This is a genomic window from Novosphingobium sp., from assembly GCF_037133355.1.
Classification (GTDB): domain Bacteria; phylum Pseudomonadota; class Alphaproteobacteria; order Sphingomonadales; family Sphingomonadaceae; genus Novosphingobium.
Genome location: NZ_JBAXOI010000006.1, coordinates 173,225 through 198,062, shown reverse-complemented (window position 1 = coordinate 198,062; position 24,838 = coordinate 173,225). Strand labels below are relative to the sequence as shown.

23 protein-coding genes and 1 pseudogene are annotated in these 24,838 nt (G+C 66.2%); 13 read left to right on the top strand and 11 right to left on the bottom strand.

Features of this window, described 5'->3' with window-relative positions; translation table 11 throughout:
* Positions 1-67: 67 nt before the first annotated feature.
* The gene (locus tag WCL10_RS08585; protein WP_336895210.1) at positions 68-997 is read left to right on the top strand and encodes a LysR family transcriptional regulator; all 930 of its coding nucleotides are present in this window, start codon (positions 68-70) and stop codon (positions 995-997) included.
* 101 nt (positions 998-1,098) lie between these two features.
* The gene (locus WCL10_RS08580; RefSeq protein WP_336895209.1) at positions 1,099-1,629 is read left to right on the top strand and encodes a phosphoribosyltransferase family protein; all 531 of its coding nucleotides are present in this window, start codon (positions 1,099-1,101) and stop codon (positions 1,627-1,629) included.
* 151 nt (positions 1,630-1,780) lie between these two features.
* On the opposite strand, the gene WCL10_RS08575 is transcribed toward WCL10_RS08580, so the two are convergent.
* From WCL10_RS08575 to WCL10_RS08555, 5 genes are read right to left on the bottom strand one after another with little or no spacing between them, the layout of a single operon-like run.
* Positions 1,781-2,452, bottom strand: a complete 672-nt coding sequence (locus tag WCL10_RS08575) for a cytochrome b/b6 domain-containing protein (protein ID WP_336895208.1) — start codon at positions 2,450-2,452, stop codon at positions 1,781-1,783.
* Positions 2,453-2,459: 7 nt separating this feature from the next.
* Entirely contained in the window at positions 2,460-2,921 is a 462-nt protein-coding gene (locus tag WCL10_RS08570) for a cytochrome c (protein ID WP_336895207.1), read from the bottom strand.
* A gap of 26 nt (positions 2,922-2,947) precedes the next feature.
* Positions 2,948-4,270 carry an ankyrin repeat domain-containing protein gene (locus WCL10_RS08565; protein WP_336895206.1) on the bottom strand — a complete coding sequence of 441 codons (1,323 nt, stop codon included), beginning with the start codon at positions 4,268-4,270 and terminating at the stop codon, positions 2,948-2,950.
* Positions 4,263-5,600, bottom strand: coding sequence for a DUF1552 domain-containing protein (locus tag WCL10_RS08560; protein WP_336895205.1), 1,338 nt, complete (start codon positions 5,598-5,600; stop codon positions 4,263-4,265). The genes WCL10_RS08565 and WCL10_RS08560 overlap by 8 nt, the downstream gene beginning before the upstream one ends.
* Positions 5,597-8,062 carry a DUF1592 domain-containing protein gene (locus tag WCL10_RS08555; RefSeq protein ID WP_336895204.1) on the bottom strand — a complete coding sequence of 822 codons (2,466 nt, stop codon included), beginning with the start codon at positions 8,060-8,062 and terminating at the stop codon, positions 5,597-5,599. Before WCL10_RS08555 ends, WCL10_RS08560 begins: the two co-directional genes overlap by 4 nt.
* A gap of 315 nt (positions 8,063-8,377) precedes the next feature.
* Here WCL10_RS08555 and WCL10_RS08550 point away from each other — a divergent pair.
* From WCL10_RS08550 to accC, 5 genes and pseudogenes are all read left to right on the top strand, one after another.
* Positions 8,378-8,611, top strand: a pseudogene (locus WCL10_RS08550) (3TM-type holin); the annotation flags it as partial.
* Positions 8,612-8,665: 54 nt separating this feature from the next.
* Complete coding sequence (locus tag WCL10_RS08545; protein WP_336895203.1) at positions 8,666-9,016, top strand: hypothetical protein; 351 nt, start codon at positions 8,666-8,668, stop codon at positions 9,014-9,016.
* Between the two features lie 92 nt (positions 9,017-9,108).
* Positions 9,109-9,543, top strand: a complete 435-nt coding sequence (aroQ, locus tag WCL10_RS08540) for a type II 3-dehydroquinate dehydratase (RefSeq protein ID WP_336895202.1) — start codon at positions 9,109-9,111, stop codon at positions 9,541-9,543.
* 111 nt (positions 9,544-9,654) lie between these two features.
* Entirely contained in the window at positions 9,655-10,146 is a 492-nt protein-coding gene (accB, locus tag WCL10_RS08535) for an acetyl-CoA carboxylase biotin carboxyl carrier protein (RefSeq protein WP_336895201.1), read from the top strand.
* A gap of 13 nt (positions 10,147-10,159) precedes the next feature.
* The gene (accC, locus tag WCL10_RS08530; protein WP_336895200.1) at positions 10,160-11,506 is read left to right on the top strand and encodes an acetyl-CoA carboxylase biotin carboxylase subunit; all 1,347 of its coding nucleotides are present in this window, start codon (positions 10,160-10,162) and stop codon (positions 11,504-11,506) included.
* A gap of 155 nt (positions 11,507-11,661) precedes the next feature.
* On the opposite strand, the gene gshB is transcribed toward accC, so the two are convergent.
* The 3 genes from gshB to rsmI all read right to left on the bottom strand — a co-directional run bounded on the left by gshB (position 11,662) and on the right by rsmI (position 13,890).
* Entirely contained in the window at positions 11,662-12,609 is a 948-nt protein-coding gene (gene gshB / locus WCL10_RS08525; protein ID WP_336895199.1) for a glutathione synthase, read from the bottom strand.
* Between the two features lie 97 nt (positions 12,610-12,706).
* A complete protein-coding gene (locus tag WCL10_RS08520) occupies positions 12,707-13,057 on the bottom strand; it encodes a YraN family protein (protein WP_336895198.1) in 351 nt (116 codons plus the stop codon).
* Entirely contained in the window at positions 13,054-13,890 is an 837-nt protein-coding gene (gene rsmI, locus WCL10_RS08515; protein WP_336895197.1) for a 16S rRNA (cytidine(1402)-2'-O)-methyltransferase, read from the bottom strand. Before rsmI ends, WCL10_RS08520 begins: the two co-directional genes overlap by 4 nt.
* A gap of 40 nt (positions 13,891-13,930) precedes the next feature.
* Between rsmI and WCL10_RS08510 the strand changes: the two genes are divergently transcribed.
* A complete protein-coding gene (locus WCL10_RS08510) occupies positions 13,931-15,094 on the top strand; it encodes a penicillin-binding protein activator (protein ID WP_336895196.1) in 1,164 nt (387 codons plus the stop codon).
* A gap of 87 nt (positions 15,095-15,181) precedes the next feature.
* Positions 15,182-17,200 (top strand): DNA topoisomerase IV subunit B, encoded by a 2,019-nt coding sequence (locus WCL10_RS08505; RefSeq protein ID WP_336895195.1) that lies wholly within the window; start codon positions 15,182-15,184, stop codon positions 17,198-17,200.
* Positions 17,201-17,210: 10 nt separating this feature from the next.
* Here the strand turns inward: WCL10_RS08505 and WCL10_RS08500 are convergent, their stop codons facing one another.
* Both WCL10_RS08500 and WCL10_RS08495 read right to left on the bottom strand, forming a co-directional pair.
* Positions 17,211-17,924 carry a site-2 protease family protein gene (locus tag WCL10_RS08500; protein WP_336895194.1) on the bottom strand — a complete coding sequence of 238 codons (714 nt, stop codon included), beginning with the start codon at positions 17,922-17,924 and terminating at the stop codon, positions 17,211-17,213.
* A gap of 2 nt (positions 17,925-17,926) precedes the next feature.
* Entirely contained in the window at positions 17,927-18,967 is a 1,041-nt protein-coding gene (locus WCL10_RS08495) for a DUF2167 domain-containing protein (protein WP_336895193.1), read from the bottom strand.
* A gap of 206 nt (positions 18,968-19,173) precedes the next feature.
* Between WCL10_RS08495 and WCL10_RS08490 the strand changes: the two genes are divergently transcribed.
* The 3 genes from WCL10_RS08490 to WCL10_RS08480 all read left to right on the top strand — a co-directional run bounded on the left by WCL10_RS08490 (position 19,174) and on the right by WCL10_RS08480 (position 22,963).
* Positions 19,174-20,031 (top strand): hypothetical protein, encoded by an 858-nt coding sequence (locus WCL10_RS08490; RefSeq protein WP_336895192.1) that lies wholly within the window; start codon positions 19,174-19,176, stop codon positions 20,029-20,031.
* Positions 20,032-20,065: 34 nt separating this feature from the next.
* Positions 20,066-20,932, top strand: coding sequence for an oxidoreductase (locus WCL10_RS08485; RefSeq protein ID WP_336895191.1), 867 nt, complete (start codon positions 20,066-20,068; stop codon positions 20,930-20,932).
* A gap of 159 nt (positions 20,933-21,091) precedes the next feature.
* Positions 21,092-22,963, top strand: coding sequence for a methyl-accepting chemotaxis protein (locus WCL10_RS08480; protein WP_336895190.1), 1,872 nt, complete (start codon positions 21,092-21,094; stop codon positions 22,961-22,963).
* 52 nt (positions 22,964-23,015) lie between these two features.
* Here the strand turns inward: WCL10_RS08480 and WCL10_RS08475 are convergent, their stop codons facing one another.
* Positions 23,016-23,810: a hypothetical protein gene (locus WCL10_RS08475; RefSeq protein WP_336895189.1), complete on the bottom strand. Its 795-nt coding sequence runs from the start codon at positions 23,808-23,810 to the stop codon at positions 23,016-23,018.
* A gap of 158 nt (positions 23,811-23,968) precedes the next feature.
* Between WCL10_RS08475 and WCL10_RS08470 the strand changes: the two genes are divergently transcribed.
* A complete protein-coding gene (locus WCL10_RS08470; protein ID WP_336895188.1) occupies positions 23,969-24,814 on the top strand; it encodes a MoxR family ATPase in 846 nt (281 codons plus the stop codon).
* Positions 24,815-24,838 lie beyond the last annotated feature (24 nt).

The following is a 24,838-nucleotide window of genomic DNA, read 5'->3' as shown; positions in this document are numbered from 1 at the left end:
ACGCGCAACTGCAATGAATCGGGCGCGACGTTGCAAAAATTAGGTAGGGTCACGCAAGGTAGGTCTGGTGCCGGCATTCTCCCGCTTCCTCCGCTACTTCATGGCTGTCGGCCGCCTCGGCTCGATCCGCAAGGCGGCGGACGAGCTCAACGTCTCGGCCTCCGCGATCGATCGCCAGATCCTCAATGTCGAGGCCGAGATCGGCATGCCGCTGTTCGAGCGCCTGCCCACCGGCCTGAGGCTGACCGCCGCCGGCGAAATCCTGATGGCGGCGGGCGGGCGCTGGCAGAAGAACCTCGGTGAAGTTCGCGCGCAGATCGAGGATTTGCGCGGGCTGAAACGCGGCCATGTCGAGATCGCAGTGATCGATGCGCTGGCCAAAGGCGTGATCCCGGCCGCTATCCAGTCGCTGCAGAGCCGCTACCCCGGCATCACCATCGAGGTGAAGGTCGCCGGCAACGACCAGGTGCGGCGCATGATCGCCAGCAACGAGGTCGATTTCGGCGTGTTCTTCGGCCCCGAATCCTACAGAGAGATCACCGTACGCGCCTTTGTCGACGTGCACCTCGGCTTCATCACGCCCGCCGGCCACCCCTTCGGCGAGCAGGGCGAGGCGCGCTTTTCCGCCTGCATCGGCTCGCCCGTGGTCGTGCCCTCCAGCCCGTTGGCCGTTCAGCAGCAGATCGCCGTGCTTGAAGGCACAACCCGCGCCGTGCTCGACCGCAAGGCCACCAGCGACAATATCCAGATGATCACCAGCCTCGTGCTGCAGGGAGTGGGCATCGGCATTCTCACCTCGCTCGACGTGATCACCGAAGTGAAGGCGGGCCTCCTGTCCTTCACTCGCATTTCCGATCCCGTGCTGCGCCCGATGACCCTGGCGCTGTGCACCGCCGCCGCCCGCCCGCCGAGCTATGCGGCCGATATCGTGCTGGGTGAAATCCAGAGCGCGTTCGGCGAGCTCGCATGGCCCGCACCGCCCGTTCCGCCAACCTGAGCGCAATTCCGGTTGAAAACGGACCCTGCGTGCAATTGCGGTGCGGTTCGGGAATCGGTAACCGCTCTTCTTTGCCGACCGACGAACGGATCCGACCGGACATGACCGCCAGCCCTGCCCCCGTCCTGAACTACATTCCCTACGAGGATTTCCTGAGCAATGTGCGCAAGCTGTCAAAGCTGCTGGCGGCGGACAGCTGGAAGGCCGATTTCATCATCGGCATTGGCCGTGGCGGACTGGTTCCCGCAGTCTACATCAGCCATGAGCTGCAAGTGCCGATGCTCTCGATCGACCACTCCTCCAAGGTTCCGGGCTTTGCCGACGAGCTGCTACGCAAGGTGGCCGACAAGTCCGCCACCGGCACGCGCCTGCTCTTCGTCGACGATATCAACGACAGCGGCGGCACCATTGTCTACATCCGCAATCTCCTTGCGGACAACGGCTGCACGCCTGAAAACCTGCGCTTTGCCGTGCTCATGGACAACTGCCGCTCGAAGGCCCGGGTCGACTACGCCGCCGAGGAACTCGACCGGGCCGAGGACAAGCGCTGGTTCGTGTTCCCGTGGGAAGCGGTGATGACGGCCGAAACACTGACCGAAGAAGCCCAGGCCGTGCCGGAGCGCCTGTCGTGACATTGGGCCATGGTGCCGTTACATTGAACGGAATTGTTTTCGTCACCCCATGAAGGCGGGTGCCCAGTTGCCGAAGGTGCGGCCAACGGGGCTGTTAGCGCGTTGTTCCCGCCATCGCGGGAACGACGAAAGTGACGAAATCACTGCAACATCAGCCGAACCGGAAGCCCGTCATCACCGCCCAGGTCAGCGCGCCCACACCCGCAATCCCCGCCAGCGCCATGACCGGCGACCACTTCACGTCCACCGTCGTCTCACCTTTGCCGCGGCTGCGCTTGCCGGTGATCATTGGCCCGATCAGGTCATGCGCATTGAGCACCTGATAATAGCCGATCGCGAGGATATGCAGGCCGATCACCGCCAGCGCCGCCTTGAACACGGTCTCGTGCCATTCTGCCGCCACGCGGCCCGAATCGAAGCTCACCCAGTCTGCCAGCGGCCCGGATTCGATCCCGTCGACATCGACCGCGAACAGCCCCGCCAGCGTGATCGTCAGAATCACAGCCAGCAGCACAGCCACACTCCAGCCGCCGAGCGGATTGTGCCCGTCAGAAGGCGTCTCGCCGTCATGGGTCCTGAGGTAAGCCATGACCCCGCCCGGCCCCTTGAGGAACTGGGCAAAGCGCGCGGTGCGCGATCCGGCAAAGCCCCAGAACAGGCGGAACACCACCAGCGCGAAAATGGCGTAGCCCGCCTGCCGGTGGCGCTCCATGTCCTGATTCTCACCCGACCACCAGGCGATCCCGAACAGTGTGATCAGGCTCCAGTGGAACACCCTGACGAAGGGGTCCCACACCTTGACGGTTTCCTCTCCGGTGCTCATCGCGGGCTCAGTCCTCGGCGCGGAACTGCTTGTGGCAGGCAGCGCATGCCCCGCCGACGGCCTTGAACTGCGCCAGCACGGCGGCGGCATTGCCGGACCCTGCTATCCCGGCGAGCTTGTCCGCCTCGGTCACCAGCTTTGCGGCGGCGGCATCGAATGCCGGCTTTTGCGCCCAGATCGCGGGCAGCGCATCGGTCTTGACGCCCGAAGAAGGGCCGGTACCGGCGGGGAAGAGGCCGCCCTGCAGCTTTGCGGTTGCCGCCAGCGTGCGCGCTGCGGCAAGCAGCTTGGCCTTGTCTGCACCACCGGCCAGTTCTTCCTTGAGCGCCTTCATCGCCCCGCCCATCTTCTTGAAATTGGCCTGCCGCGCCGCAATCGTGTCGGCGGGCGAGGCAGCGGCGGCAATGGCACCACCCGCCAGCAAGGCGGCAAGTGCGGCAGTGAGAAGCATCGGTCTTGCTCGGGTCATTGGCAGTGGTCCTTCTGCATCAAAGATCAATGAGAGAGCGCTAGGCTGGCCTTCGCGGCGGGAAACACTTCATGAAACGCCGCCTGCACTGTTGCAAGCCCGTCGCTCAGCACTTGCAGGGCGGTCTTGCCCCGCGCGTTGGCAAGGTCGGTCCGCGCACCGTGTGCCGCCAGTACGCGCAGCATGGCGGGCAGCTCGGGGAAATATGGCCCGCCCGCCAGCATGTGCAGCGCGGTGGTCTTGTCCTTGTCGGCAACGTTGGCATCGCCTGCCAGATCGAGCGCCAGCCCCAGCCCCGCCGAGCTGCGCCCTTGCGCGGCGGCGAGCACGAGATTGACACCTGCGCCATCGACATAATGCTCGTTGGCCCCGGCGCGCACCAGTTGCCACATCACGTCCGCTTGCCCGGCGCGCGCGGCCGTCATCAGCGCGGTCGTGGGCTGCACCGGCGGCGGTGGCAGGCCGAAGTTTGCCTCGGTCACCCAGGTGATCCGGGAAGGGCCCGAGAGCGCATCGGGCTCCGCCCCCCGATCCAACAGAGCCGCGACCAGCGCGCCCTGCCCCGCTGCTGCCGCAACATGCAAGGGGCGCCGACCCTCGCGATCGAGTTCGGAGACATCCCCCCCGCCTTGCCGGACCAGCTCTTCCGCCGCGTCCCAGTTCTTCTGGTAGAGCGCCATTTGCAGGGCGCTCGTCCCCTCCGGCCCGCGATGCTTGACGTCCGCCCCCGCCGCGATCAGCGCCGAGACCACGTCCGCATTGCCGCTCGCCAACGCGAAGAACAGCGGCGTAAAGCCCCCCGTCGTCACAAGGTTGACCCGGGCGCCGGCTCCCACCAGCACCTGCACTGCGGCCAACCGTCCGGTCGAAGCCGCCCACATCAGCGGCGTCTGCCCGCGCGTATCGGCTGCCTCGATATCCGCGCCCTTCGCCACCAGCGCGCGCACCGCATCAGCATCTGAAAAACGAGCGCACATCGCCAGCGGGCTCACCCCGTCTGGCCCCGCCAATCGCGCGTCTGCCCCAGCCGTGAGCAGCGCGCCGACGATCGCGCCATTGCCCCGCTCGCAGGCAAGCAGCAGCGGCGTCACCCCGAGCGCATCGACCCGATCCGGCTTGGCTCCGGCACCCAGCAGAGCCTGCACCAGCGCCGGGTCCTGCGTCTCGACCGCGCGCGCCAGCGGGCTTTCGCTGTAGTCCAGCACCGCATTGGCGTCCGCCCCGGCGGCCAGCGCGGCAGCCAGCGCCCCCGCATCGTCATCGGCAATCGCGCGCGACAGCGCTTCCACGCCTTGCGCCAGAGCAGGCGTCGGCAGCAGCGCGAAGCAAAGCGCCAGCAGCCTACGCACCGGCCAGTCCCGCCAGCGGCGCGGTGCTATCGCCAAAGGCCTTGGCCGGCACATCGAGCAGGTTGAGCCCCGCCAGCAGCAGGTTCGACATGGTCGTGCCCTTGTCGAAGGCCAGATGCCGTCCGCCCTTCACCAGCCCGCCAGCTACAATCACCGGCAGATCCATGAAATCATGCTCGTTCGAATCGCCGAAGGCCGAGCCCCGGATCACCAGCGTCGTATCGAGCAGCGACCCCGCGCCGTCGCGCGTCTCCTTCAGCCGCTTCAGCGCATAGGCGAAGAAGTCCATATGGTAGCGGTTGATCACCGCCAGCTTGGCCATCTTGTCGGCATTCTTGCCGTGGTGGCTCAGCATATGGTGCGAATCCGGCACGCCGATTTCGGGATAGGTCCGGTTCGATATCTCACGCCCCAACATGAAAGTGCAGACCCGCGTGAGGTCCGCCTGCATGGCAAGCACCTGAAGGTCGATCATCAGCCGCACATGTTCGCCAAAATCGGCCGGAATGCCCGCCGGCTGGGCAAAGCTCCCCGCCTCCGCCACCGGCCCTGATGCCGCCCGCTGGATGCGCTTCTCGAGCGCGCGCGTTGCATCGAGATATTCGTCGAGCTTGCGTTTGTCCTCTGCCCCCAGCCGGCCTGAAAGCCGCGCCGCATCCTCGCGCACATAATCGAGGATCGAGGCCCGCCGCCGCGCCTGTGCCAGCCTGCTGGCCGGATCGAGCGCCTCGCCATCCCCGAAGAGCCGCTCGAACACATCGCGCGGATTGGCGATGACGGGCAGCGGCACGGTCGGCGTCAGCCAGGAAATGCCATTGGTGTAGGCGCAGGAATAATTGATATCGCAGCTGCCCAGAAGGCTCGCCTGATCGATCCCCAGTTCCAGCGAAGGGATCGTCGTCGTCTCCCCGAGATGCGCTGCAAAGACCTGATCCATCGACACGCCGCAGCGAATGTCGGGCCCCTCGGTCTGCCGGGCATGCGCGCCGGTGAGGAACGCCGGGCACGAGCGCCCATGCCCCGCCGGCCGGTCGCCCATCGCCGCAGCCTGCGGGTGCCCCAGCCCGCTCACCACCACCATGTCGCTGCGAAACGGCTCCAGCGGCGCCAAGGTCGGCGGAAGAACATAGTCCCCGCCCGTTGTCGCCGGCCGATAGGCGTCCATCGTCATGCCGTTGGGCGTATAGAACACCGAAAGCCGCTTCGGCCGCTGGCCGATATCCGCGGCGCGTGCTGCAGGCATCATCGCCTCGAGAAACGGCAGCGCCAGAGTGGTGCCCAGCCCGCGGAGCACGGTGCGGCGGCCGAGGGCGGCACGTTTCACGATCATCGCCCCGCTCCCGAACTGCTGTCCGCGCGCGCCAGGCTTGCCGGAACCGGCACCCGCCGCATTGTGAAACCCGGGCTCGTGATTATCCCCCGGATAATCGTGCGCACCCGCCAGTCGTCCTTTGCCGCATCGCGCGCAATGCTGCGCACCGCCGGCATGTCCTGCGGCCCGAGCCCGCGTCCCAGTGCATAGGTCATCAGCCGCTCGGTAAAGGCCCGCGCAAATTCCTCGCGCCGGTCGAGCAGGATTTGCTGCAGCCCCGCAAATCCGCTGAACGCCGTGCCATCGGCCAAGACAGCGCCTGCATCGATCACCTGCCCCGCGTCCTGCGTGCGCCACGCGCCCACTCCGTCAAAGTTCTCGAGCGCAAAGCCAAGCGGGTCCATCCGCTGGTGGCACGAAGCACAGGCCGGATTGGCGCGGTGCAATTCCAGCTGCTCGCGCGCGGTCAGCTTCTTTCCGTCATGCTCGGCCTTGAGCGCGGGCACGTCGGCAGGAGGCGGAGGCGGGGGCGAGGCGAGCAGATTGTCGAGGATCCACTTGCCACGCTTCACCACGGAGGTGCGGTTGCCATAGCTCGTCACTGTCAGGATGCTGGCCTGCCCGAGCAGCCCGCCGCGCGGCGTCCCTTGCGGCAGCGAAACCTTGCGGAACGCGGGCCCGCGCACGCCCTCGATCCCGTAATGCCGCGCCAGCCGTTCGTTGAGGAACGTGTAGTCAGCGCGGATAAAGTCGGTCACCGGCCGGTTCGCGGAAAGCACATGGGCGAAGAACATCCGCGTCTCGGTCGCCATGGCCGCGCGCAGCGGCACGTCGAACTGCGGGAACTCGGTGATGTCCGGCCGCTGCTGGTCGAGATTGCGCAGATAGAGCCACTGCCCGGCAAAGTTCTCGGTCAGCGCCTCGGCGCGCCGGTCGGCCAGCATGCGCGCGATCTCCGCGTCCAGCACCACCGGCAGGTGGAGCTTGCCCTGCTGCGCCAGCCGCAACAGCCCGTCATCCGGAATCGAGCTCCACAGGAACAGCGCCAGGCGCCCCGCAAGATCAAGGTCGGAGACGCGATAGGCTCCGCCCGAGAGCCCCGCAGGCGGCGGCGTCTCGACCACAAACAGGAAACGCGGCGAAACCAGAAGCGCCTCGATTGCGGCTGCCACGCCGCTGTCAAAACCCCCGCCCACGCGCTCGTCGGCATAGATCTTCAGGAGCGGTGCAAGCTCCGCATCGCGCACCGGCCCGCGCCATGCCCGCCGCGCAAGGCTGGCGATGATCCTGCGTGCGCAGGCCATTTCCTCCGCCGCGCGCCTGGGCTGGCAGGTAAAGACCGCCGGCCGCGCCTGCCCGCCCGGATCGAAAGGTCCCGCCACATCAAGCTGCAAGACATCGCGCGGGAAATTGTGCTGCGAATAGCGGGGATGCACCCGGAAGGCAGGCACCGTCAGCGTCCCGGCCCGCGCGCCATCGACCCACACATCAAGCGGCAGGTCCGCCGGCTTTTCCAGCGGCAGCGGTACATAGTCGGTCGTATTGCGCACCACCTGCACCATCTCGTCAGGCCAGGTCTGCCGCCGCAGCGAGACAGCCACGCGGTGCACCCCTGCCTTCATCGGTATGCGCAACGAAAAGCGGTCTTCCGGCAGCCGGTCGCTCTCGTTGTTGGTATTGGAATTGAGCCAGACCGCGATGTCAAAGACCCCATCCCAGCGCGCGACATAACGCACCGCCGTCCCGCCGCGCGAGGCCAGCGGCAGTTCCGGCCCGGCCCGATCGTTGAATGCAGGGATGCCCGAGTTCATTACCGAGCCATCCTTGGCCACTTGCCATGTGGTCACGAAATCGCGCTTGGGCACAAGGCCGGTCGCCATGCGGGCGGCCTTGCCCGCCACTGCGACATAGCGTTCCACAAGGGTTGGCGAAACGCTGAGCACATCAGCGATATTGTCGAAGCCGAAGCCTGAATTGTCCGGCGGCAGCGCAGCGGCGAAATCGCCCTCGACGCCCAGCAGATCGCGCACCGCATTGGCATATTCACGCCGGTTCAACCGCCGCACGGGCGCCGCGCCCGGATCGGGATGCGCCGTCACGAACTGCGCGCGGCCCTCGTCCAGCCAGTTCACGAAATCAGCGCGCAGCGCAGGATCGGGCTGCTTCTTCGAATGCGGCGGCATTTCGCCCGCAGCAACGCGTCGCAGGATCTTCTCCCAGCTTTCCGCGTTGCGCCCCGCCGCAATGTCGCTCGCTTTGAGATCAGCGACCGACAGCCCCGCGACCTTGTCAAAATCGTTATGGCAGCGCGAGCAATAGTCCTCGAGCATCGGTTCGATCAGTGCGGCGCGCTGTTCGTCAACCGCACGCACCGCATGGGGCACGGCATCCTGGCCCGCAGCCAACACGCACGAGGCCGAGACGAGCGCCGCCAGCGCCAGCACGCTGCGCCCGAAAGGAACCCGCCGCCCCGCGTTCACCAAATCTCCGACCCTCCGGTCCGCCGCGCAAATCCCGGCGCACCCTGTTTTACACCAGCATGACAGCAAGGCTATTCCCCTATCTGCCGCACTGCAGCACGTCCATTGCCATAAACCGGACGGGGGATCACGAATTTGCGCGCACCCTTTAAGCCGCCGCAGTTCTGCACGCGGCCAAGCGGTTTTCATACCCAGACGGTTTTTCTACCCAAACGGTTTTCCTACATCGCCATTTGCCGCTATCTGGACCGGCGTCCCCCACCCACCGAAAGGACGCCTATGCCCCCGCGCCCAGTTTCCTCGCCCAGCGCCCGTTATACCGCGCTGGCCCGGCCCACGTTTCTTTATGTCATGTATGCGGTGATCCTCTGGGCGATTCCGCTCGGCCTCATCGCTGCCGTCCGCCCCGCCGCCGCCAGGGCGATGACCGAGGCAATGACCGCCTACTTCGCCGGCCTGCCCGAACCGCTCTACGCGCTCTTCGCCGCCGCCTATCTGGGCTACACGGCGGCGCGCCAGTGGGGCAAGGCGAAGGGCACCGACCGCTGAAGTGCCTCCTTGGTTAGTTTCGGGTAACCTTTAGCTGTTATGACGATCGGCAGCATGGACGCACACCACTCCTTCGCCGCCCGATCGCGCCGCCGCGCAGCGCGCCGACTTGCCCTCGCGAGCGCCGCCGCCGGGCTCGCCTTCGTGCTGTCCGGCTGCGACGTCGACCGGGTCGGCGCGCTCGAGGAGCGGGTCACAGCGGTCGAGGCCAAAGCCGACGCTGCCGAGAAGCGCGCCAAGGCCGCCGAATCGCTCGCTGCCACCAACCAGCCGCAGGCCGTCTCGCAGCCCGATCCCGTGCCGCAGAACGACATCGACCCCGGCGGCGACGATCCGGCTGCATCGATCGATGATGGCGGCGATCCTCCGCCCCCGCCGCCCATGGCCGACAACGGCAAGGGTTAGCGGGTAGGGCTAAAGCCTCCTCAAGCACTTGCGCGCCTCCGGCCACGCTCTATCAGGGCTGACCGGAACGACCCTGCCGCGCGGAGCCCCAAATGTCCGAGACCGTTTTCGTCCTCAACGGACCCAATCTCAATCTGCTCGGAACCCGCGAGCCCGAGATTTACGGCTCGGCCACGCTCGACGACATCGCCGGCATGCTGGAAGACCGCGCGCGCGAACTCGGCCTTGAAATCGAGATGCGCCAGTCGAACCATGAGGGCCACCTCGTCGACTGGTTGCACGAGGCGCAAGCTGTTGGCGCAAAAGCGGTCCTGCTCAATGCAGGCGCGTTCACCCACACTTCCGTGGCACTCCACGATGCGATCAAGGCGATCCGCACGCCGGTGATCGAGGTGCACTTGTCGAACCCCCACACCCGCGAGGCGTTCCGCCACAAATCCTATGTCGGCATGGCGGCCAAGGCGACAATCGCGGGATTTGGTGCGACCAGCTATCTCCTTGCTCTTGAAGGCGCGCACCGGCTCTGAGCCCCGCCCTTGGGGGTTATTCCAAGCAGTCCCTACGGGTTTTTCTTGCCACTGGGCGACGCGGCGGGCATGGAACGCGCTTTCTATGGGACCACCCGCGAGGACACAATAATGGGGCAAGACCGCGGCGACGAGGGCGCCAATTCCGCCATGGCCATTGATCGCGCGCTTGTGCGCGAGCTGGCTGAACTGCTTTCCGACACTGGCCTGACCGAGATCGAGGTCGAGGACGGCACGCGCAAGATCCGCGTCGCCCGCACCATCACCGCGGCACCGACCATGACTTATGCGCCCGCTCCCGCCGCAGCCCCTGCGCCTGCCGCAGCACCGGCCGCCGAAGCTCCTGCCGCGCCCGCGCCGGATGCCAACGCCAACGCGCTGCGTTCGCCGATGGTCGGCACTGTGTACCTCTTCCCCGAACCGGGCGCCGCGCCGTTCATCACTGTCGGGCAGACGGTCAAGGCGGGTGACACGCTCCTTATTGTCGAGGCAATGAAGGTGATGAACCCGATCACCGCGCCAACCGGCGGCAAGATCACCGCGATCCTGGTCGAAAACGCGCAGCCGGTCGAATTTGACCAGCCGCTCGTCGTCATCGCCTGAGCGCGCCAGACCCATGGCCATTTCCCGCCTGCTGATCGCCAACCGCGGCGAAATCGCTCTGCGCATCCACCGCGCCGCGCATGAAATGGGGATCGAGACGGTCGCGGTGCACTCCACCGCCGATGCCGACGCGATGCACGTGCGCCTTGCCGACCACGCGGTCTGCATCGGGCCGCCCGCGGCGAAGGACAGCTATCTCAACATGGCCGCGATCATCTCCGCGGCCGAGATCACCCATGCCGATGCGATCCACCCCGGCTACGGCTTCCTTTCGGAAAACGCCAAGTTCGCCGATATCGTCGAAGCGCACGGCATCACGTGGATCGGGCCCAAGCCTGAACACATCCGCACCATGGGCGACAAGATCGAGGCCAAGCGCACCGCCGGCGCGCTCGGACTGCCGCTTGTTCCGGGGTCTGACGGCGCTGTTTCCGACATCAAGGAAGCCAAGGAAATCGCCGAGGCCGCCGGCTATCCGGTGATCATCAAGGCCGCCTCGGGCGGCGGCGGTCGCGGCATGAAGGTGTGCAACGGCCCTGACGAGCTCGAAACGCTCATCCAGCAGGCCGGCAGCGAGGCCAAGGCCGCGTTCGGCGATGCCACCGTCTATATCGAGAAGTACCTCGGCAATCCGCGCCACATCGAATTCCAGATCTTCGGCGACGGCAACGGCAACGCCATCCATCTCGGCGAGCGCGATTGCTCGCTCCAGCGCCGCCACCAGAAGGTGCTGGAAGAGGCTCCCTCTCCCGTCATCTCCGCCGCCGAGCGCGACCGTATGGGCGGCATCGTTTCCAAAGCCATGGCCGACATGGGCTATCGCGGCGCGGGTACGATCGAGTTCCTGTGGGAAGGCGGCGAGTTCTACTTCATCGAGATGAACACCCGCCTGCAGGTGGAACATCCCGTCACCGAGGCGATCACCGGCGTCGACCTCGTGCGCGAGCAGATCCGCATTGCCGATGGCAAGCCTCTCTCGGTCAAGCAGGAAGAGATCGAGTTCAAGGGCCACGCGATCGAGTGCCGCATCAACGCGGAAGACCCGTTCACCTTCGCCCCCTCGCCCGGCCTCGTCACCAGCTACCACGCCGCGGGCGGCATGCACGTGCGCGTCGATTCTGGCCTCTACGCCGGTTACCGCATTCCGCCCTATTACGATTCGATGATCGCCAAGCTCATCGTCTCGGGCCGCACCCGTGAAGGCTGCATTATGCGCCTCAAGCGCGCGCTCGAGGAAATGGTGATCGGCGGGGTCAAGACCTCGATTCCCCTGCACCAGAAGCTGCTGACCGATCCGAAATTCCTCGATGGGGACTATTCGATCAAGTACCTGGAGCAGTGGCTCTCCGAAGCGGGCTGAACCCAAAGGCCCTCCCCATTTTTGCGAAGCACAAATGGGGAGTCGGCCCGCGAAGCGGGTCGGAGGGGTAAATGCGGCAGCGGAAGAACCCCTCCGTCAGCCCTGCGGGCTTCCACCTCCCCGTTTGCACTTCGTGCAAACAGGGAGGATGAAGACTAAACCCGCCCCTCGATCGCATCCCAGATCATCCCCGCGGTATCGGTCCCGTTGAACCGATCAATCGCCACGATTCCCGTCGGCGAAGTAACGTTGATCTCGGTGAGCCACTTGCCGCCGATCACGTCGATGCCGACGAAGATCAGCCCCAGCCGCTTCAGTTCCGGCCCAAGCGCGGCGCAGATTTCCTGCTCCTGCGGCGTCAGTGCGGTCTTCTCGGCATAGCCGCCCACAGCAAGGTTCGAGCGGAACTCGCCCTCGCCGGGCTTCCGGTTGATCGCGCCCGCGACCTCGCCGTCCACCAGCACGATGCGCTTGTCGCCCTCGCTCACTTCGGGGAGGAAGGCCTGCACCATATGCGGCTCGGGCCAGGTCTGGTTGAACACTTCGAGCAGCGCGCCGAGGTTTTCGCCCTCTTCGGAAACGCGGAAGATCGCCTTGCCGCCGTTGCCGTGGATCGGCTTCACCACCACCGCGCCGTGGCGCTTCTGGAAATCGCGGACCTCCTCCACCGAACGCGTCACCAGCGTCGGCGGCATGAAGCGCCGGTAATCGAGCACCATCACCTTCTCGGGCGCGTTCCTCACGCTGCGCGGGTTGTTCACCACCAGCGTCTCGCTCTCGATCCGCTCCAAGAGGTGCGTCGCGGTGATATAGCCCATGTGGAACGGCGGATCCTGCCGCATCAGCACCACATCGATATCGCGCCCCAGATCGAGCCGCCGCGCCTCGCCCGCCTTGTAGTGATCGCCGGCCACGTGCTGCACCGTCACCGGAACAGCGCGCGCCGTCAGCCGGTCGTTCTCGTCGAGCGAGAGCGCGCCGACGTCGTAATGATAGAGCTCATGCCCCCGCGCTTGTGCCGCCAGCATCAGCGCGAACGAGGAATCCCCGTTGATATTGATCGAATGCAGCGGGTCCATCTGGACGGCAACGCGAAGTGTCATTCAACTATCCCTGTGCCATGTGTCTCGACTTCGCTCGACACGAACGGGTTGGTTCCTCACTTCCCGTTCGTGTCGAGCGAAGTCGAGACACCGGGCGCTAAGGCTGCCAGACGTTGGCCATGTGGCGCGGCAAATGGCCTGGCGCAAGGAGGATCACGTCGATCCGAACATCATCGCCGGGCTTTGCAAAACGCGGGACCAGCGCCTCGGCCGCCCGTGCCACGCGCTTCAGACGCCGCGCATCGATCGCGTGGTCCAGCGCCGCGCGGCTGGCGCGCCACTTCACCTCGATAAACGCGACCGTGCGCCCCTTGCGTGCCACAAGGTCCACCTCGCCCGCGCCTACCCTTTGCCGCTTGGCCAGAATTCGCCAGCCCATGAGCCACAAATACCAGGCCGCAAGGCTCTCCCCACGCCGCCCCTGCTGCTCGGCCCGCTGCCGGCTCATCCTTTCAATTCCATCGCCCGCGCATAAAGCGCCTTGCGGTCGAGCCCGTGCTTCTTCGCCACCAGCGCCGCCGCCTTGGACACCGGCAGGTCAACCAGTGCCGCCAGTAGCTCGGCGTCGACATCCGCCTCGCCCGGCTTCTCCGCCGCGCCGGGAGGCCCCGCAAGCAGCACGATCTCCCCTTTTGGCGGATGCGCGGTGTAATGCGCCGCCAGTTCTGCAGCTGTCCCGGTGCGGCATTCCTCGTGCAGCTTGGTCAGCTCCCGCGCCACCGCAATCTCGCGCCCCGGCATGATCCGCGCCATGGCCTCGAGCGAAGCGACGAGGCGCGGCCCCGTCTCATAGAACACCAGCGTCGCCGGTATCGCCGCCATCTGCGTCAGCACATCGCCGCGCGCCTTGTCCTTGCTGGGCAGGAAGCCGGCGAACATGAACCGGTCGGTCGGCAACCCCGCCAAAGTCAGCGCCGCGATCAATGCGCTGGCCCCCGGCACGGTCGTCACCGCAATTCCGCGCGCCCGCGCCTCGCGCACCAGCCGGTAGCCGGGGTCGGAAATCAGCGGCGTCCCTGCGTCCGAAACCAGCGCCACCGGCACCCGCGTCATCTCCCCCAGCAGTGCCTCGCGCGCGGCGTCGCTCGCGTGGTCGTCGTAGCGCCGGAGCGGCCGTTTGATCCCGAGGTGGTGGAGCAGCTTTCCCGTCACCCGCGTATCCTCGCAGGCGACAACTGCACATCCCGAAAGCACCGTGATCGCCCGGCGACTGACGTCACCGAGATTGCCAATCGGGGTCGCAACTATATAGAGACCGGCTTCAAGCAACTGCGTATCCATACTGAGACCAATGGACCGGCGACCAGGGAGCGGCAAGCCAATGATGATCGCAATCGGGGGGACTGCAGGTGCGCGCCTGCGGCGTGTGGTATTGGCAGGGGCGCTTGCGCTGCTGGCGGGCTGCACCGTCATTCCCAAGCCCGTCGCGCCGCCGCCGCCACCGCCGCCCGTCGAGGTGGCGCCCGATGCCAATGTTCTGCCCACCGATGCCGACCGGCACCGCGTCGCACTGCTCGTGCCGATGAGCGGCGCCAACGCCGCCGTCGGCCAGGCCATCGCCAATGCCGCGACCATGGCGCTGCTGGATACCAATGCCGACAATATCCGCATCACGACCTACGATACTGCCGCCGGCGCGGGCCTGGCCGCCAACAAGGCGATCCTTGATGGCAACCGCCTGATCCTCGGCCCCTTGCTCGCGGACGAAGTCGTCGCCGTGGCCAGCGTGGCGCGGCCCGCCAAGGTGCCGATGATCACGTATTCGAACGATGCCACAGTGGCAGACCGCGATGTCTTCGTGCTCGGCCAGGTGCCGGCGCAGGCCATCGCCCGGGTTGTCGATTTCGCGCAAGACAAGGGCGTGAAGTCGATCGGCGCGATCATCCCCTCCGGTGCCTATGGCCAGCGCGTTTCCGCCGCCCTCAATGTCGCGGCACGCTCGCGCGGGCTCTCTGTGACCGCCATCGAGGCTTATGACCGGTCCAACACCTCGGTCACCAGCGCCGTGCGCCGCGTGCTCGCCAAGGGCCCGGTCGATGCGCTGCTGATCGGTGACAACGGCCGCATTGCGGTGATGGCCGCGCCCGCTGCGGCCGGACGGCGCCTGCTCGGCACCGAACTGTGGAACGGGGACGCCGCCATCGCCAAAAGCCCGGCCATGCGCGGGGCCTGGTTTGCCACGGTGTCCGACAACCGCCTTGCCCGCTTCGAGCAATCCTACCGCGCCCGCTTCGCCGCCGCGCCTTCGCGGCTGGCGACGCTGGGCTACGATTCGGTGCTGCTCACGCTGAAGGTCGCGCGCACATGGACGCCCGGCACCCTGTTCCCCACCGCCAAGCTTTATGCGCCCGACGGCTTCATCGGGATCGACGGCGTGTTCCGCTTCGAGCCGACCGGCGTGGCCAAGCGCGCGATGGAAGTGCGCGAAGTCGGCGCCGGCACCTTCACCACCGCAAGCCCTGCGCCGACCAAGCTCGATCCTTGAGCACGGAGCCGCAATTCGGGGGATAGTCGCGGATAAGCACCCTCCCCCCATTGCCGCGCGATTCCCGCGCGTTCTATAACCGTTCCCATGTCTGATGACCTGTTTGACAAGCTGCCCGCGCGCAGCGCCGAGGAAAGTTACGACGGCAGCGCCATCGAGGTGCTTGAAGGGCTCGAACCCGTGCGCCGGCGCCCCGGCATGTATATCGGCGGGATCGACGAGCGCGCGCTCCACCACCTCGCCGCCGAAGTGCTCGACAACGCGATGGACGAGGCGGTCGCCGGCCACGCCAACCGCATCGAAGTCACGCTCGAGGAAGGCCCTCCCGGCACCGCAGGCAAGATCACGATCAGCGACAACGGTCGGGGCATCCCGGTCGACGAACACCCGAAGTATCCCGGCAAGTCCGCGCTCGAGGTGATCCTCACTACGCTCCATTCGGGCGGCAAGTTCTCCGGCAAGGCCTACGCCACCTCGGGCGGCCTGCACGGCGTCGGCATCTCGGTGGTCAACGCGCTTTCGGTACTCACCCGTGTCGAAGTCGCGCGCGGCAAGGAGCTCTTTGCCCAGGAATTTTCGCGCGGCGTCGCCACCGGGGCGCTCCAGCGCATCGGCGCCGCCCCCAACCGCCGCGGCACGCAGGTCACCTTTGTGCCCGACAGCGAAATCTTCGGCGAGGACGCGAGGTTCAAGCCTGCGCGCCTGTTCCGCCTCGTGCGCTCGAAGGCCTACCTCTTCGCCGGGGTCGAGATTCGCTGGAAATGCGCCGCCGCGCTCGCTGCCGCCTCCGATGTGCCGCCGGAAGCCGTGTTCCAGTTCCCCGGCGGGCTTGCAGATCACCTTGCCGAACAGGTTGCGGGCCGCGAATGCGTGACTTCGGTCCCCTTCGCCGGTTCACAGGACTTTCCCGCCGGCCCGAATGGCGAGGCCATGGGCCGCGCCGAATGGGCGATCGCCTGGCCCTTGTGGTCGGACGGGTCGTACAGCTGGTACTGCAACACCATCCCCACCCCCGATGGCGGCACCCACGAAGCGGGCTTGCGCGCCGCGCTGACCAAGGGCATCCGCGCCTTCGGCGAACTCGTCGGCCAGAAGAAGGCCAAGGAGATCGCGCCCGAGGACATGCTGACGGGCAGCGAGATCATGCTCTCGGTGTTCATCCGCGATCCCCAGTTCCAGAGCCAGACCAAGGACCGCCTGACCAGCCCTGAAGCTGCGCGCATGGTCGAGGCCGCGATGCGCGACCATTTCGACCATTTCCTCACTGACAATATGGAGCGCGGCAAGGCCCTGCTCGGTTCGGTGATGGAGCGCATGGACGAGCGCCTGCGCCGCAAGGCGGAGCGCGAAGTCAAGCGCAAGACCGCGACAAACGCGCGCAAGCTGCGCCTACCCGGCAAGCTCACCGATTGCAGCGGCGAAGGTAGCGGCGAAACCGAACTGTTCATCGTAGAAGGCGATTCTGCAGGCGGCAGCGCCAAGCACGCGCGTGATCGCAAGACGCAGGCGATCCTGCCGATCCGCGGCAAGATCCTCAACGTCGCCAGCGCCAGCGCCGACAAGATCCGCGCCAATGCCGAAATCGCCGATCTCGCGCTCGCGCTCGGCTGCGGCATGCGCAAGGACTGCAACGCCGATGCACTGCGCTACGACCGCATCATCATCATGACCGACGCCGACGTCGACGGCGCGCATATCGCCACCTTGCTGATGACGTTTTTCTTCCAGGAAATGCCCGAAATCGTGCGGCGCGGGCACCTCTACCTCGCCCAGCCCCCGCTCTACCGCCTCACCAGCGGCGCCACTTCGGTCTACGCCAAGGACGACGCGCACCGCGCCGAACTGGAAGCCACCAGGTTCAAGGGCAAGAAGGTGGAAGTCGGCCGCTTCAAGGGTCTTGGCGAGATGAATCCGATCCAGTTGCGCGAGACCACGATGAACCCCGCCTCGCGCAGCCTCATCCGCATCACCCTGCCGCCCGAGTATGAAGGCCGCGCCGCGGTGAAAGACCTGGTCGACCGCCTCATGGGCCGCGACCCCGCCCAGCGCTTCATGTTCATCCAGAACCGAGCGGGCGAGCTTGATCCGGAACTGATCGACGCCTGAGGCGCCACGGTCAGATCGGTCGGATCAGGCCGTGGGTCTCGTGCGTCATGACCGCAAGATAAAGCGCCAGGCCAAGGTAGAGCGCGCCGTATTCAAGCTTGGTTTCCAGCGACACGCCGTAATAGCGCGCGAGTTCGGGATCGGCGGGATCGTAGTTCCACGCCTTGATCAGTGCCGGGACCGCTGCAATGCCGATCACCACCAGCAGAGGGCTAGGCGTGTAGAAAAACGCGGCCACCAGCAGCGGAACCCCAAGGAACCAGACACGCGGCGAAAGAATCGCGGTGATCCGCCCGCCGTCGAGCGGCGAGAGCGGGATGAGGTTGAAGAAATTGAGGAAAAAGCCGCTGTAGGCGATCGCCAGCAAGGTCTGGTCCTGCGCTTCCCGGCCGAGGAAATAGCAGGCGCATGCCCCCAGCGTGCCGACAAACGGGCCAGCCATGCCGACATAGGCCTCGGTCTCGACATCCATCGGCGCTTCGCGCAGCTCGATCCAGGCGCCGACGAAGGGGATGAAGGTCGGCGCGCCGACATTGAGCCCCCGCTGCCGCGCCGCGACATAGTGGCCCATTTCGTGCAGCATCAGCAGACCGATGAACCCCGCCGCATACCGCCAGCCAAACGCCGCCGCATAGAGCGCAAGCGATAGCAGCATCGTGATCAGCGTGCCGCCCACTTTGCCCAGCTTGAACAGCTTGAGCCCGACCAGCGCGAGCTTGATCATCGTCAGTCCTGCGGCGTGTGCTCGCCGGGGCCAGCTTCGCCGGCACTGTCCGGCGCAGGCAACACCTCCGGCTCGGTCGCGGCCTCGGGCTCGGCGGGCGCTTCATGATAGCTGATCTCATCCGGTTCGGCCGCCGGCTTGCGGCCAAACAGGCCGCCAAAGAAACGCCGCACTGCCGCAAAGCCCCCGACCGCGATCAGCAGAGCGATCTTCCACGCCTTGAGCAGGAACACCCCGATGAGTGCCAGCAGCCCCAGCTTCTTGACCGCGACCGCCCCCACCAGCGCCGCGATGCCATAGGCAGCGACCTTGTCGGTCGAATCGTTGAAATCGGCGTAGCGCTTGCCCTCGTCATAGCGCAGCGCGGCCAGGAGCTGGCGCGCCACCTGCTTGTCCGCCGCGATCGTGTCTGAACCCGTGATCAGGTCGAGGCTGAAATACCCTTCGCGGCCAAGTGCATAGGTGTTGTAGTTCACCGTCTGCGGCACACCCGCCGCATCGCCCGGCGTGCGCGACGAGAGCGACCAGATCAGCCGGTTTGACGCCTTGTCATACGTCGGCGGCTCGACCCAGCCGACGATCTCGACCGGAGGAATGCCGCGCGCGACGCGGTCCTTGTTCTGCTCCTCGGTGCCGTCCTTGAGGCTTTGCAGCATGGCATCGGCCTGCCAGTCGGCCGCATCGCCATCGCGCACATAGCCCTCGCCGATCCAGGTGACATCGACCAGCCAGGGCGCCTTGGGATCGCGCGGCACGACCAGCCCGGCCCGTTCTGGCAGCACCGTATTGCCAAGCGCCTTCATGACGCGGTTGGCCGCAGCTTGCGGGATGAACGCGCTGTCGGCGGGCAGCGCAAGCTTCGCCTGCCCGTTGAGCGGCACTTCGGCCGGCCCCATGATCGCGGCCTTGCCCGCCTCGTCCCACGCCGCCTGCAGTTCGGCCTTGAGCGCTTCCTGCTGCTTTGAATCCGCCGGCTGAGCGGAGACCGGTGCGACAAGCGCAAACAGCGCGGCTGCGAGCGCGATACGAAGAGCTTTCACCATGCTATCCCCCGCCTGGCTTCGATACTGTGGTTGTCACCGGCTTTGCAAAACTTGGCAAACACAATCAGGACCTGATCGGTCCTATCGGCCGCCTTGCTTGATATGCACGCAGTCCGCAATGGACCAAAACGTCGACGATTCTCCGTGACTTGGGCCTGCTACATGCTAGGCTTTCCAACGGCTGCTTGCGGAACTTGGTGATGCGGATGAAACGGTTGGCAAAGAACTTCGGCAAGGTATTTGGCGCCGCACTTCTGCTCCTGTTGGCAAGCTGCTCTGAAAAAGCGCCCGAGGCCTCGAGCGAGGCACCCGATATTTCGCCCAGTTCGGCTCCCGGCGTAGCTTTCACCTACTATTACGATTTCCTCGTGCCCAACGGCGTGGTTGCCTCCGTGCAGGAACAGCACGCCGCCGCCTGCGAAAAACTTGGGCCAGCACGCTGCCGGATCAAGGGTCTGCGCTTCAATGTCGGGCGCGGCACCGACACCAGCGCCAGCCTCGATCTGCTGCTAGACCGCGATCTTGCGCGCAGCTTTGGCAAGGACAGCGTCGCAGGTGTGGTCAAGTCCGGCGGCCAGCTTTCGAGCGAGGAGATCGTTGGCGAGGATCTCGCCCCGCGGCTCGCCCAGGCTGCCCGCGCCGCTGCCGATGCCGAAGCCCGGCTCAAGGAGATCGACGCGCGGCTCGCGCAGCCCGGCCTCGGGGACCGCGAGCGGACCGCGCTGCAGGAGGAAGCCTCGAGCTTGCGCAAGGACCGGTCCGGCGCGCGGGCCGATCAGGGCGATGCGCAAGTCCAGCTTGCCAGCACGCCGATGCACTTCCGCTACCAGGGCATCGCCGCCATCGCGATCAGCGACAATCCCCTCGCCGGTGCGACGGAGGCCATGCTGTCGAGCGGGCAGGCGATGATCTGGACCGTGCTCGTCGGGCTCGGCACTGCGCTGCCTTGGCTCGCGCTGCTCATCGCGTGCCTGCTCGTCTGGCGCCTTCCCGTGATGCGCCGATTGGTCGCGCTGATCGTAGGCAAGTCCGCCAAGGCTTCGGCACCGGACAAGCCGGAATAGGCCACCCGGCTCTTCGGCCAATCAGGACAAACCCATGACCAACCACGGTTCCTATTCCCTCGGCCAGTTCACGGTGAACCGCATGGGCTACGGCGCGATGCAGCTGGCCGGGCCCGGCGTCTACGGCCCCCCGCGCGATCCTGCCGAATGCCTTTCCGTGCTGCGCGAGGCGGTGGCAAGCGGAGTGAACCATATCGACACGAGCGATTTCTATGGCCCCGAAGTCACCAACAAGCTGATCCGCGAAGCGCTCTCGCCTTACCCGCAAGGCCTCGTCCTCGTCACCAAGGTCGGCGCGCGGCGTGGCAGCGATGCCTCGTGGATCATGACGCCTGAACCCGCCGAACTGGTCGAGCAGGTCCATGGAAACCTGCGCAACCTCGGCGTCGAGGCGCTCGATATTGTCAATCTGCGTATCGGCCATGCGTTCAGCACCGATAAGACCAGCCTTGCGGAACGCTTCGGCGCGCTCTTGGACCTTCAGCAGCAGGGCAAGATCCGCCACATCGGCCTCAGCAACGTGACCGCAGACCAGATCGCCGAGGCCTGCGCCATTGGCGAGGTCGCCTGCGTGCAGAACGCCTACAACCTCGTCCAGCGCAGCGACGACGCGCTGATCGACGCGCTCGCGGTTCAGGGCATTCCTTATGTCCCCTTCTTCCCGCTTGGCGGCTTCTCGCCGCTGCAATCGGCCGCGCTCGATGCGCTGGCCGCGCGGCTGGGGGCTAGTCCGATGCAGCTCGCGCTTGCCTGGCTGCTTTACCGCGCGCCGAATGTGCTGCTCATACCCGGCACGTCCTCGCGCCTGCATCTGCGCGAGAATCTCGCCGCCGCCAAGATCACGCTCGGCCCCGAAGAGCTTGCCGCGCTTGATGCGATCGGCGCCCCGCCTCCGGCCTGATCGCCCCAACACTCCCACGCGCCAAGTCTTCAGCCGGATTTAACCACCGCCCCCGGGTTTCACCCTAGGGCGGGCAAAACGCCCTTGCAGCCCGGGCAGTCGTAGACCGTCCCGGAAGCCGGCGCGCATTCCGCCCGCCGCAACATGGGCTCATTCGGCATGGATTACCTCAAGAACGCTCCCATCGGGCGCAAGCTCGCGGTGATGTTCGCGGTGCTCTCGCTGGTCATTGTCGCCGCGATCGGCACGATGGTCTGGCGCATGGGCGCCATGCGCGCATCGGAAATCGAAGTCGCGGAAGATCACGTGCCGCAGGCGCTCTCGGCCGACAAGATCAATATCGCCATGGCAGAGTACGAGAACGCGCTGCGCGCACATCTCCTCGCCGCCGACGAGTACGAGCGCTCCTCGGCAGAAGCCGCGATAACCTCGAACCAGAAGGTGATCAGCGTCGAGACCGCCGCCTTCGAGGCGACCGATCTCGACGACAAGGAACGGGGCTATCTCAAGGCGTTCAAGTCCGGCTGGCAGCAAATGAGCCAGGACACCTCGCAGATCGTCCAGCTTTCCTCCGAAGGCCGGACCGCCGAAGCGCTGGCACGCCTTTCCACCTCGTCCGAACCGGTCGAGGCGACGACCAAGGCGCTGGCGGACCTTGCGACCTACCAGAAGCATCATATCGACGTCGCCGGCCACCATGCCTCTGAGGCCTATTCGCTGGCGGTGTGGACCGGCGTGATCGCGGCGATCGCGCTGCTCGGCACGCTGGGCGGAATCTATCTCGTCATGGTCCGTCTGGTTGCGCGCCCCATCGGCAATGTCACCCGCGCCATCCAGGATCTTGCCGAGGGGCACCTTGAAGGCGCACTCCAGATCGCCGACACGCGTGACGAAGTCGGCGCGCTCGGCCGCGCGATGCGCGCTCTGCAGGATCAGCTTGCCCGCGCTGAAAAGAGCAAGGCCGAACAAGTCCAGCTGATCGTCAACACCCTCGGAACCGCGCTGGCGCGCTTCAAGGAAGGCGATCTCGGCGCGCGCGTCACCGCCGCGCTGGAGGGGCCATTCGCCCGGCTCAAGACCGACTTCAACGACATGGCAAGCGAGCTTGAGCAGGTCATCGGTTCGGTCGCGAGCACAGCAAGCGGCGTCCAGACCGGTTCGACCGAGATCCGCGCTGCCTCCGACGACCTTGCTTCACGCACTGAACAGCAGGCCGCCAGCCTCGAATCCGCCGCCAACGCAATGCGCGAAGTCACCTCGAAGGTCGAACAGAGCGCCCACAACGCGGGCGCCGTGCGCGAGACCATCGTGCGCGCCACCGACCGCGCCAACGACGGCGGCGATGTCGTCAAGCGGGCGGTCGGCGCGATGGACTCGATCGTCGAAAGCTCGAAGACCATCACCCAGATCATCGACCTAATCGACGGCATCGCCTTCCAGACCAACCTCCTCGCCTTGAATGCCGGGGTCGAGGCGGCCCGCGCCGGCGAGGCGGGCCGAGGCTTCGCGGTCGTCGCCAACGAAGTGCGTGCGCTCGCCCAGCGTTCGGCCGAAGCCGCGCGGGACATCAAGGGCCTGATCAGCGGCAGCGCGCAGCATGTGGAGCTTGGCGTGCGGCTCGTCTCGGAAACCGGCGAGGCTCTTGATGCAATCATCACCCAGGTCGCGGAGATCGGCGCGCTGGTCGAAGGCATCGCCACTGCTGCGGTCGATCAGGCAACCAGCATTTCCAAGGTCAACGTGACGATGGGCGAGCTTGACCGCATGACCCAGCAAAACGCAGCGATGGTCGAGGAAAGTGCCGCGGCCTCGCGCAATCTCTCGGGCCAGGCCGCCAATCTCGCCAATCTGGTCACGCGCTTCCGCAGTGAGGGCGTCGCTGCGGCCGCCAGCGCGGCCCCTGCGGAATACCGCCCCGCATCAGCGCGCCCGGCCGCGATTACCCCCCGCCCGATTGCTGCCGCTGCCCCACCCCCGGTCCACGGCAACCTCGCGCTCGAACTCGACGAGGACAACTGGTCCGAATTCTGACCGCTTTGCCCCTCGCCTTGCGCCGGCGAGGGGCCTTGGACGGCGACCTACGCTACCCATCGCCCCCGGGCACATCCTCGCCCTTCGCAGCCTTGGCGGCCTTGAAATCGAACCGGATACGCACCCAGGCTCCGACCTGCGCCTTGCCGTCAACGCGCGGCGGTCGCACCAGAAACTGCCACGCCGCCTGCCGCAAGGCGCGCGCAAGGCCCGATCCACGCGGAGCCTCGTCCACCTCGCGGCAATCCTCGACATGAAACCGCTCGACTGTGCGGCACATGATCATCGCCCAATCGCCCGTCGATGCTCCCCGCGCCGAACGCATATAGGGTGAGAGCTCGGCATTGCTGGGTTCGCGGTACCATTCGGCATTGTAGACCCGCGCGCCGCCCGGCCCTTCGCCGGTGCCCTCGGCATTGCCGCTCCCGCCAGCCGATGCGCCGGTCGAACCGCCCCCACCGGCCGGCTTGATCTTGCTGATGTCCGCCTTGGCCAGATCCTCGCGGCTCATCTTGATAAAGCCCGGCGGCCATTCGACCTGGTTCTTGGTCGGGATCTCGACGCGCGGCGGCAGCTTGGGAGGCGGCGTGGTCACCGTCTGCACCTGCTCCCGCTTCACGTCCTGTTTGGGCGCGGCCTTTTGCTTTTCCTTTTCGGCCGATGGCGGCGCGATATTGATCGCAACAAGCTGCCCGCCCTCCTCACTGCCGTCACCGACAATGCCGGTCATCGTAACCAGCACGAAGACAAGGAACACGGCGACCAGCACCGCCAGCACAAACGATACGACCCGGTCGCGGCGCGACGGAGCGTAGCGCGCGGCGCTGGCGGCGGGAGCGGATGGCATGGCGCTTCGCCTACACGCGCGGGGACGGGGCGGCAACGGGGGCCCCTGTAACAGAGTGTCGCTTTCCCCGCGCGCGCAGGCCGGTTCACCCCACTTGCCAGTCCGCACGTCTCCGCTTATCGGTTAAGCAACCGGTTAAGAACAGGACAGGACGCCCTATGCGCTTTGAAGGCACCAGCAACTACGTCGCCACCGATGATCTCAAGGTGGCGGTCAACGCCGCGGTGCTGCTGCGCCGCCCCTTGCTGGTGAAGGGTGAGCCCGGCACCGGCAAGACCGTGCTGGCGCATGAAATCGCGAAAGCTGTCGGCGCGCCGCTGATCGAGTGGAACATCAAGTCCACCACCAAGGCGCAGCAGGGCCTCTATGAATACGACGCGGTCGCCCGCCTGCGCGACGGCCAGCTCGGCGACGAGCGCGTGCACGACATTTCGAACTACATCCGCAAGGGCAAGCTCTGGGAAGCCTTCACCGCGCCCAAGCTGCCTGTCCTTCTCATCGACGAGATCGACAAGGCTGACATCGAGTTCCCGAACGATCTCCTCCAGGAACTCGACCGGATGAGCTTCGACGTTTACGAAACGCACGAAACGATTGCCGCCAAGGAGCGCCCGATCGTCGTGATCACCTCTAACAACGAGAAGGAACTGCCCGACGCGTTCCTGCGCCGCTGCTTCTTCCACTACATCAAGTTCCCCGACCGGGCGACGATGCAGTCGATCATCGACGTCCACTTCCCGAACATCCAGAAGACCCTCGTCAGCAAGGCGATGGACATCTTCTACGAAGTGCGTGAAGTCCCCGGCCTCAAGAAGAAGCCGAGCACCTCGGAACTGCTCGACTGGCTCAAGCTGCTCCTCAACGAGGACATGCCGCTCGACGTTCTCCAGAACCGCGACCCCACCAAAGCGATCCCGCCGCTGCATGGGGCGCTGCTCAAGAACGAGCAGGACGTGATGCTGTTCGAACGGTTGGCGTTCATGGCGCGGCGGCCTTCGAACTAAAGGTTCACCGCCGCCACCTCCCGT

What these genes read in the sequence shown, in the direction of transcription:
- WCL10_RS08510 (WP_336895196.1), top strand. Translation starts at nt 13,931, where the DNA reads ATGATGATCGCAATCGGGGGGACTGCAGGTGCGCGCCTGCGGCGTGTG.
- accB (WP_336895201.1), top strand. Translation starts at nt 9,655, where the DNA reads ATGGGGCAAGACCGCGGCGACGAGGGCGCCAATTCCGCCATGGCCATT.
- WCL10_RS08560 (WP_336895205.1), bottom strand. Translation starts at nt 5,600, where the DNA reads ATGATCGTGAAACGTGCCGCCCTCGGCCGCCGCACCGTGCTCCGCGGG.
- gshB (WP_336895199.1), bottom strand. Translation starts at nt 12,609, where the DNA reads ATGACACTTCGCGTTGCCGTCCAGATGGACCCGCTGCATTCGATCAAT.
- WCL10_RS08520 (WP_336895198.1), bottom strand. Translation starts at nt 13,057, where the DNA reads ATGAGCCGGCAGCGGGCCGAGCAGCAGGGGCGGCGTGGGGAGAGCCTT.
- rsmI (WP_336895197.1), bottom strand. Translation starts at nt 13,890, where the DNA reads ATGGATACGCAGTTGCTTGAAGCCGGTCTCTATATAGTTGCGACCCCG.
- WCL10_RS08470 (WP_336895188.1), top strand. Translation starts at nt 23,969, where the DNA reads ATGCGCTTTGAAGGCACCAGCAACTACGTCGCCACCGATGATCTCAAG.
- WCL10_RS08475 (WP_336895189.1), bottom strand. Translation starts at nt 23,810, where the DNA reads ATGCCATCCGCTCCCGCCGCCAGCGCCGCGCGCTACGCTCCGTCGCGC.
- WCL10_RS08480 (WP_336895190.1), top strand. Translation starts at nt 21,092, where the DNA reads ATGGATTACCTCAAGAACGCTCCCATCGGGCGCAAGCTCGCGGTGATG.
- WCL10_RS08580 (WP_336895209.1), top strand. Translation starts at nt 1,099, where the DNA reads ATGACCGCCAGCCCTGCCCCCGTCCTGAACTACATTCCCTACGAGGAT.
- aroQ (WP_336895202.1), top strand. Translation starts at nt 9,109, where the DNA reads ATGTCCGAGACCGTTTTCGTCCTCAACGGACCCAATCTCAATCTGCTC.
- accC (WP_336895200.1), top strand. Translation starts at nt 10,160, where the DNA reads ATGGCCATTTCCCGCCTGCTGATCGCCAACCGCGGCGAAATCGCTCTG.
- WCL10_RS08575 (WP_336895208.1), bottom strand. Translation starts at nt 2,452, where the DNA reads ATGAGCACCGGAGAGGAAACCGTCAAGGTGTGGGACCCCTTCGTCAGG.
- WCL10_RS08570 (WP_336895207.1), bottom strand. Translation starts at nt 2,921, where the DNA reads ATGACCCGAGCAAGACCGATGCTTCTCACTGCCGCACTTGCCGCCTTG.
- WCL10_RS08500 (WP_336895194.1), bottom strand. Translation starts at nt 17,924, where the DNA reads ATGATCAAGCTCGCGCTGGTCGGGCTCAAGCTGTTCAAGCTGGGCAAA.
- WCL10_RS08490 (WP_336895192.1), top strand. Translation starts at nt 19,174, where the DNA reads ATGAAACGGTTGGCAAAGAACTTCGGCAAGGTATTTGGCGCCGCACTT.
- WCL10_RS08545 (WP_336895203.1), top strand. Translation starts at nt 8,666, where the DNA reads ATGGACGCACACCACTCCTTCGCCGCCCGATCGCGCCGCCGCGCAGCG.
- WCL10_RS08485 (WP_336895191.1), top strand. Translation starts at nt 20,066, where the DNA reads ATGACCAACCACGGTTCCTATTCCCTCGGCCAGTTCACGGTGAACCGC.
- WCL10_RS08495 (WP_336895193.1), bottom strand. Translation starts at nt 18,967, where the DNA reads ATGGTGAAAGCTCTTCGTATCGCGCTCGCAGCCGCGCTGTTTGCGCTT.
- WCL10_RS08505 (WP_336895195.1), top strand. Translation starts at nt 15,182, where the DNA reads ATGTCTGATGACCTGTTTGACAAGCTGCCCGCGCGCAGCGCCGAGGAA.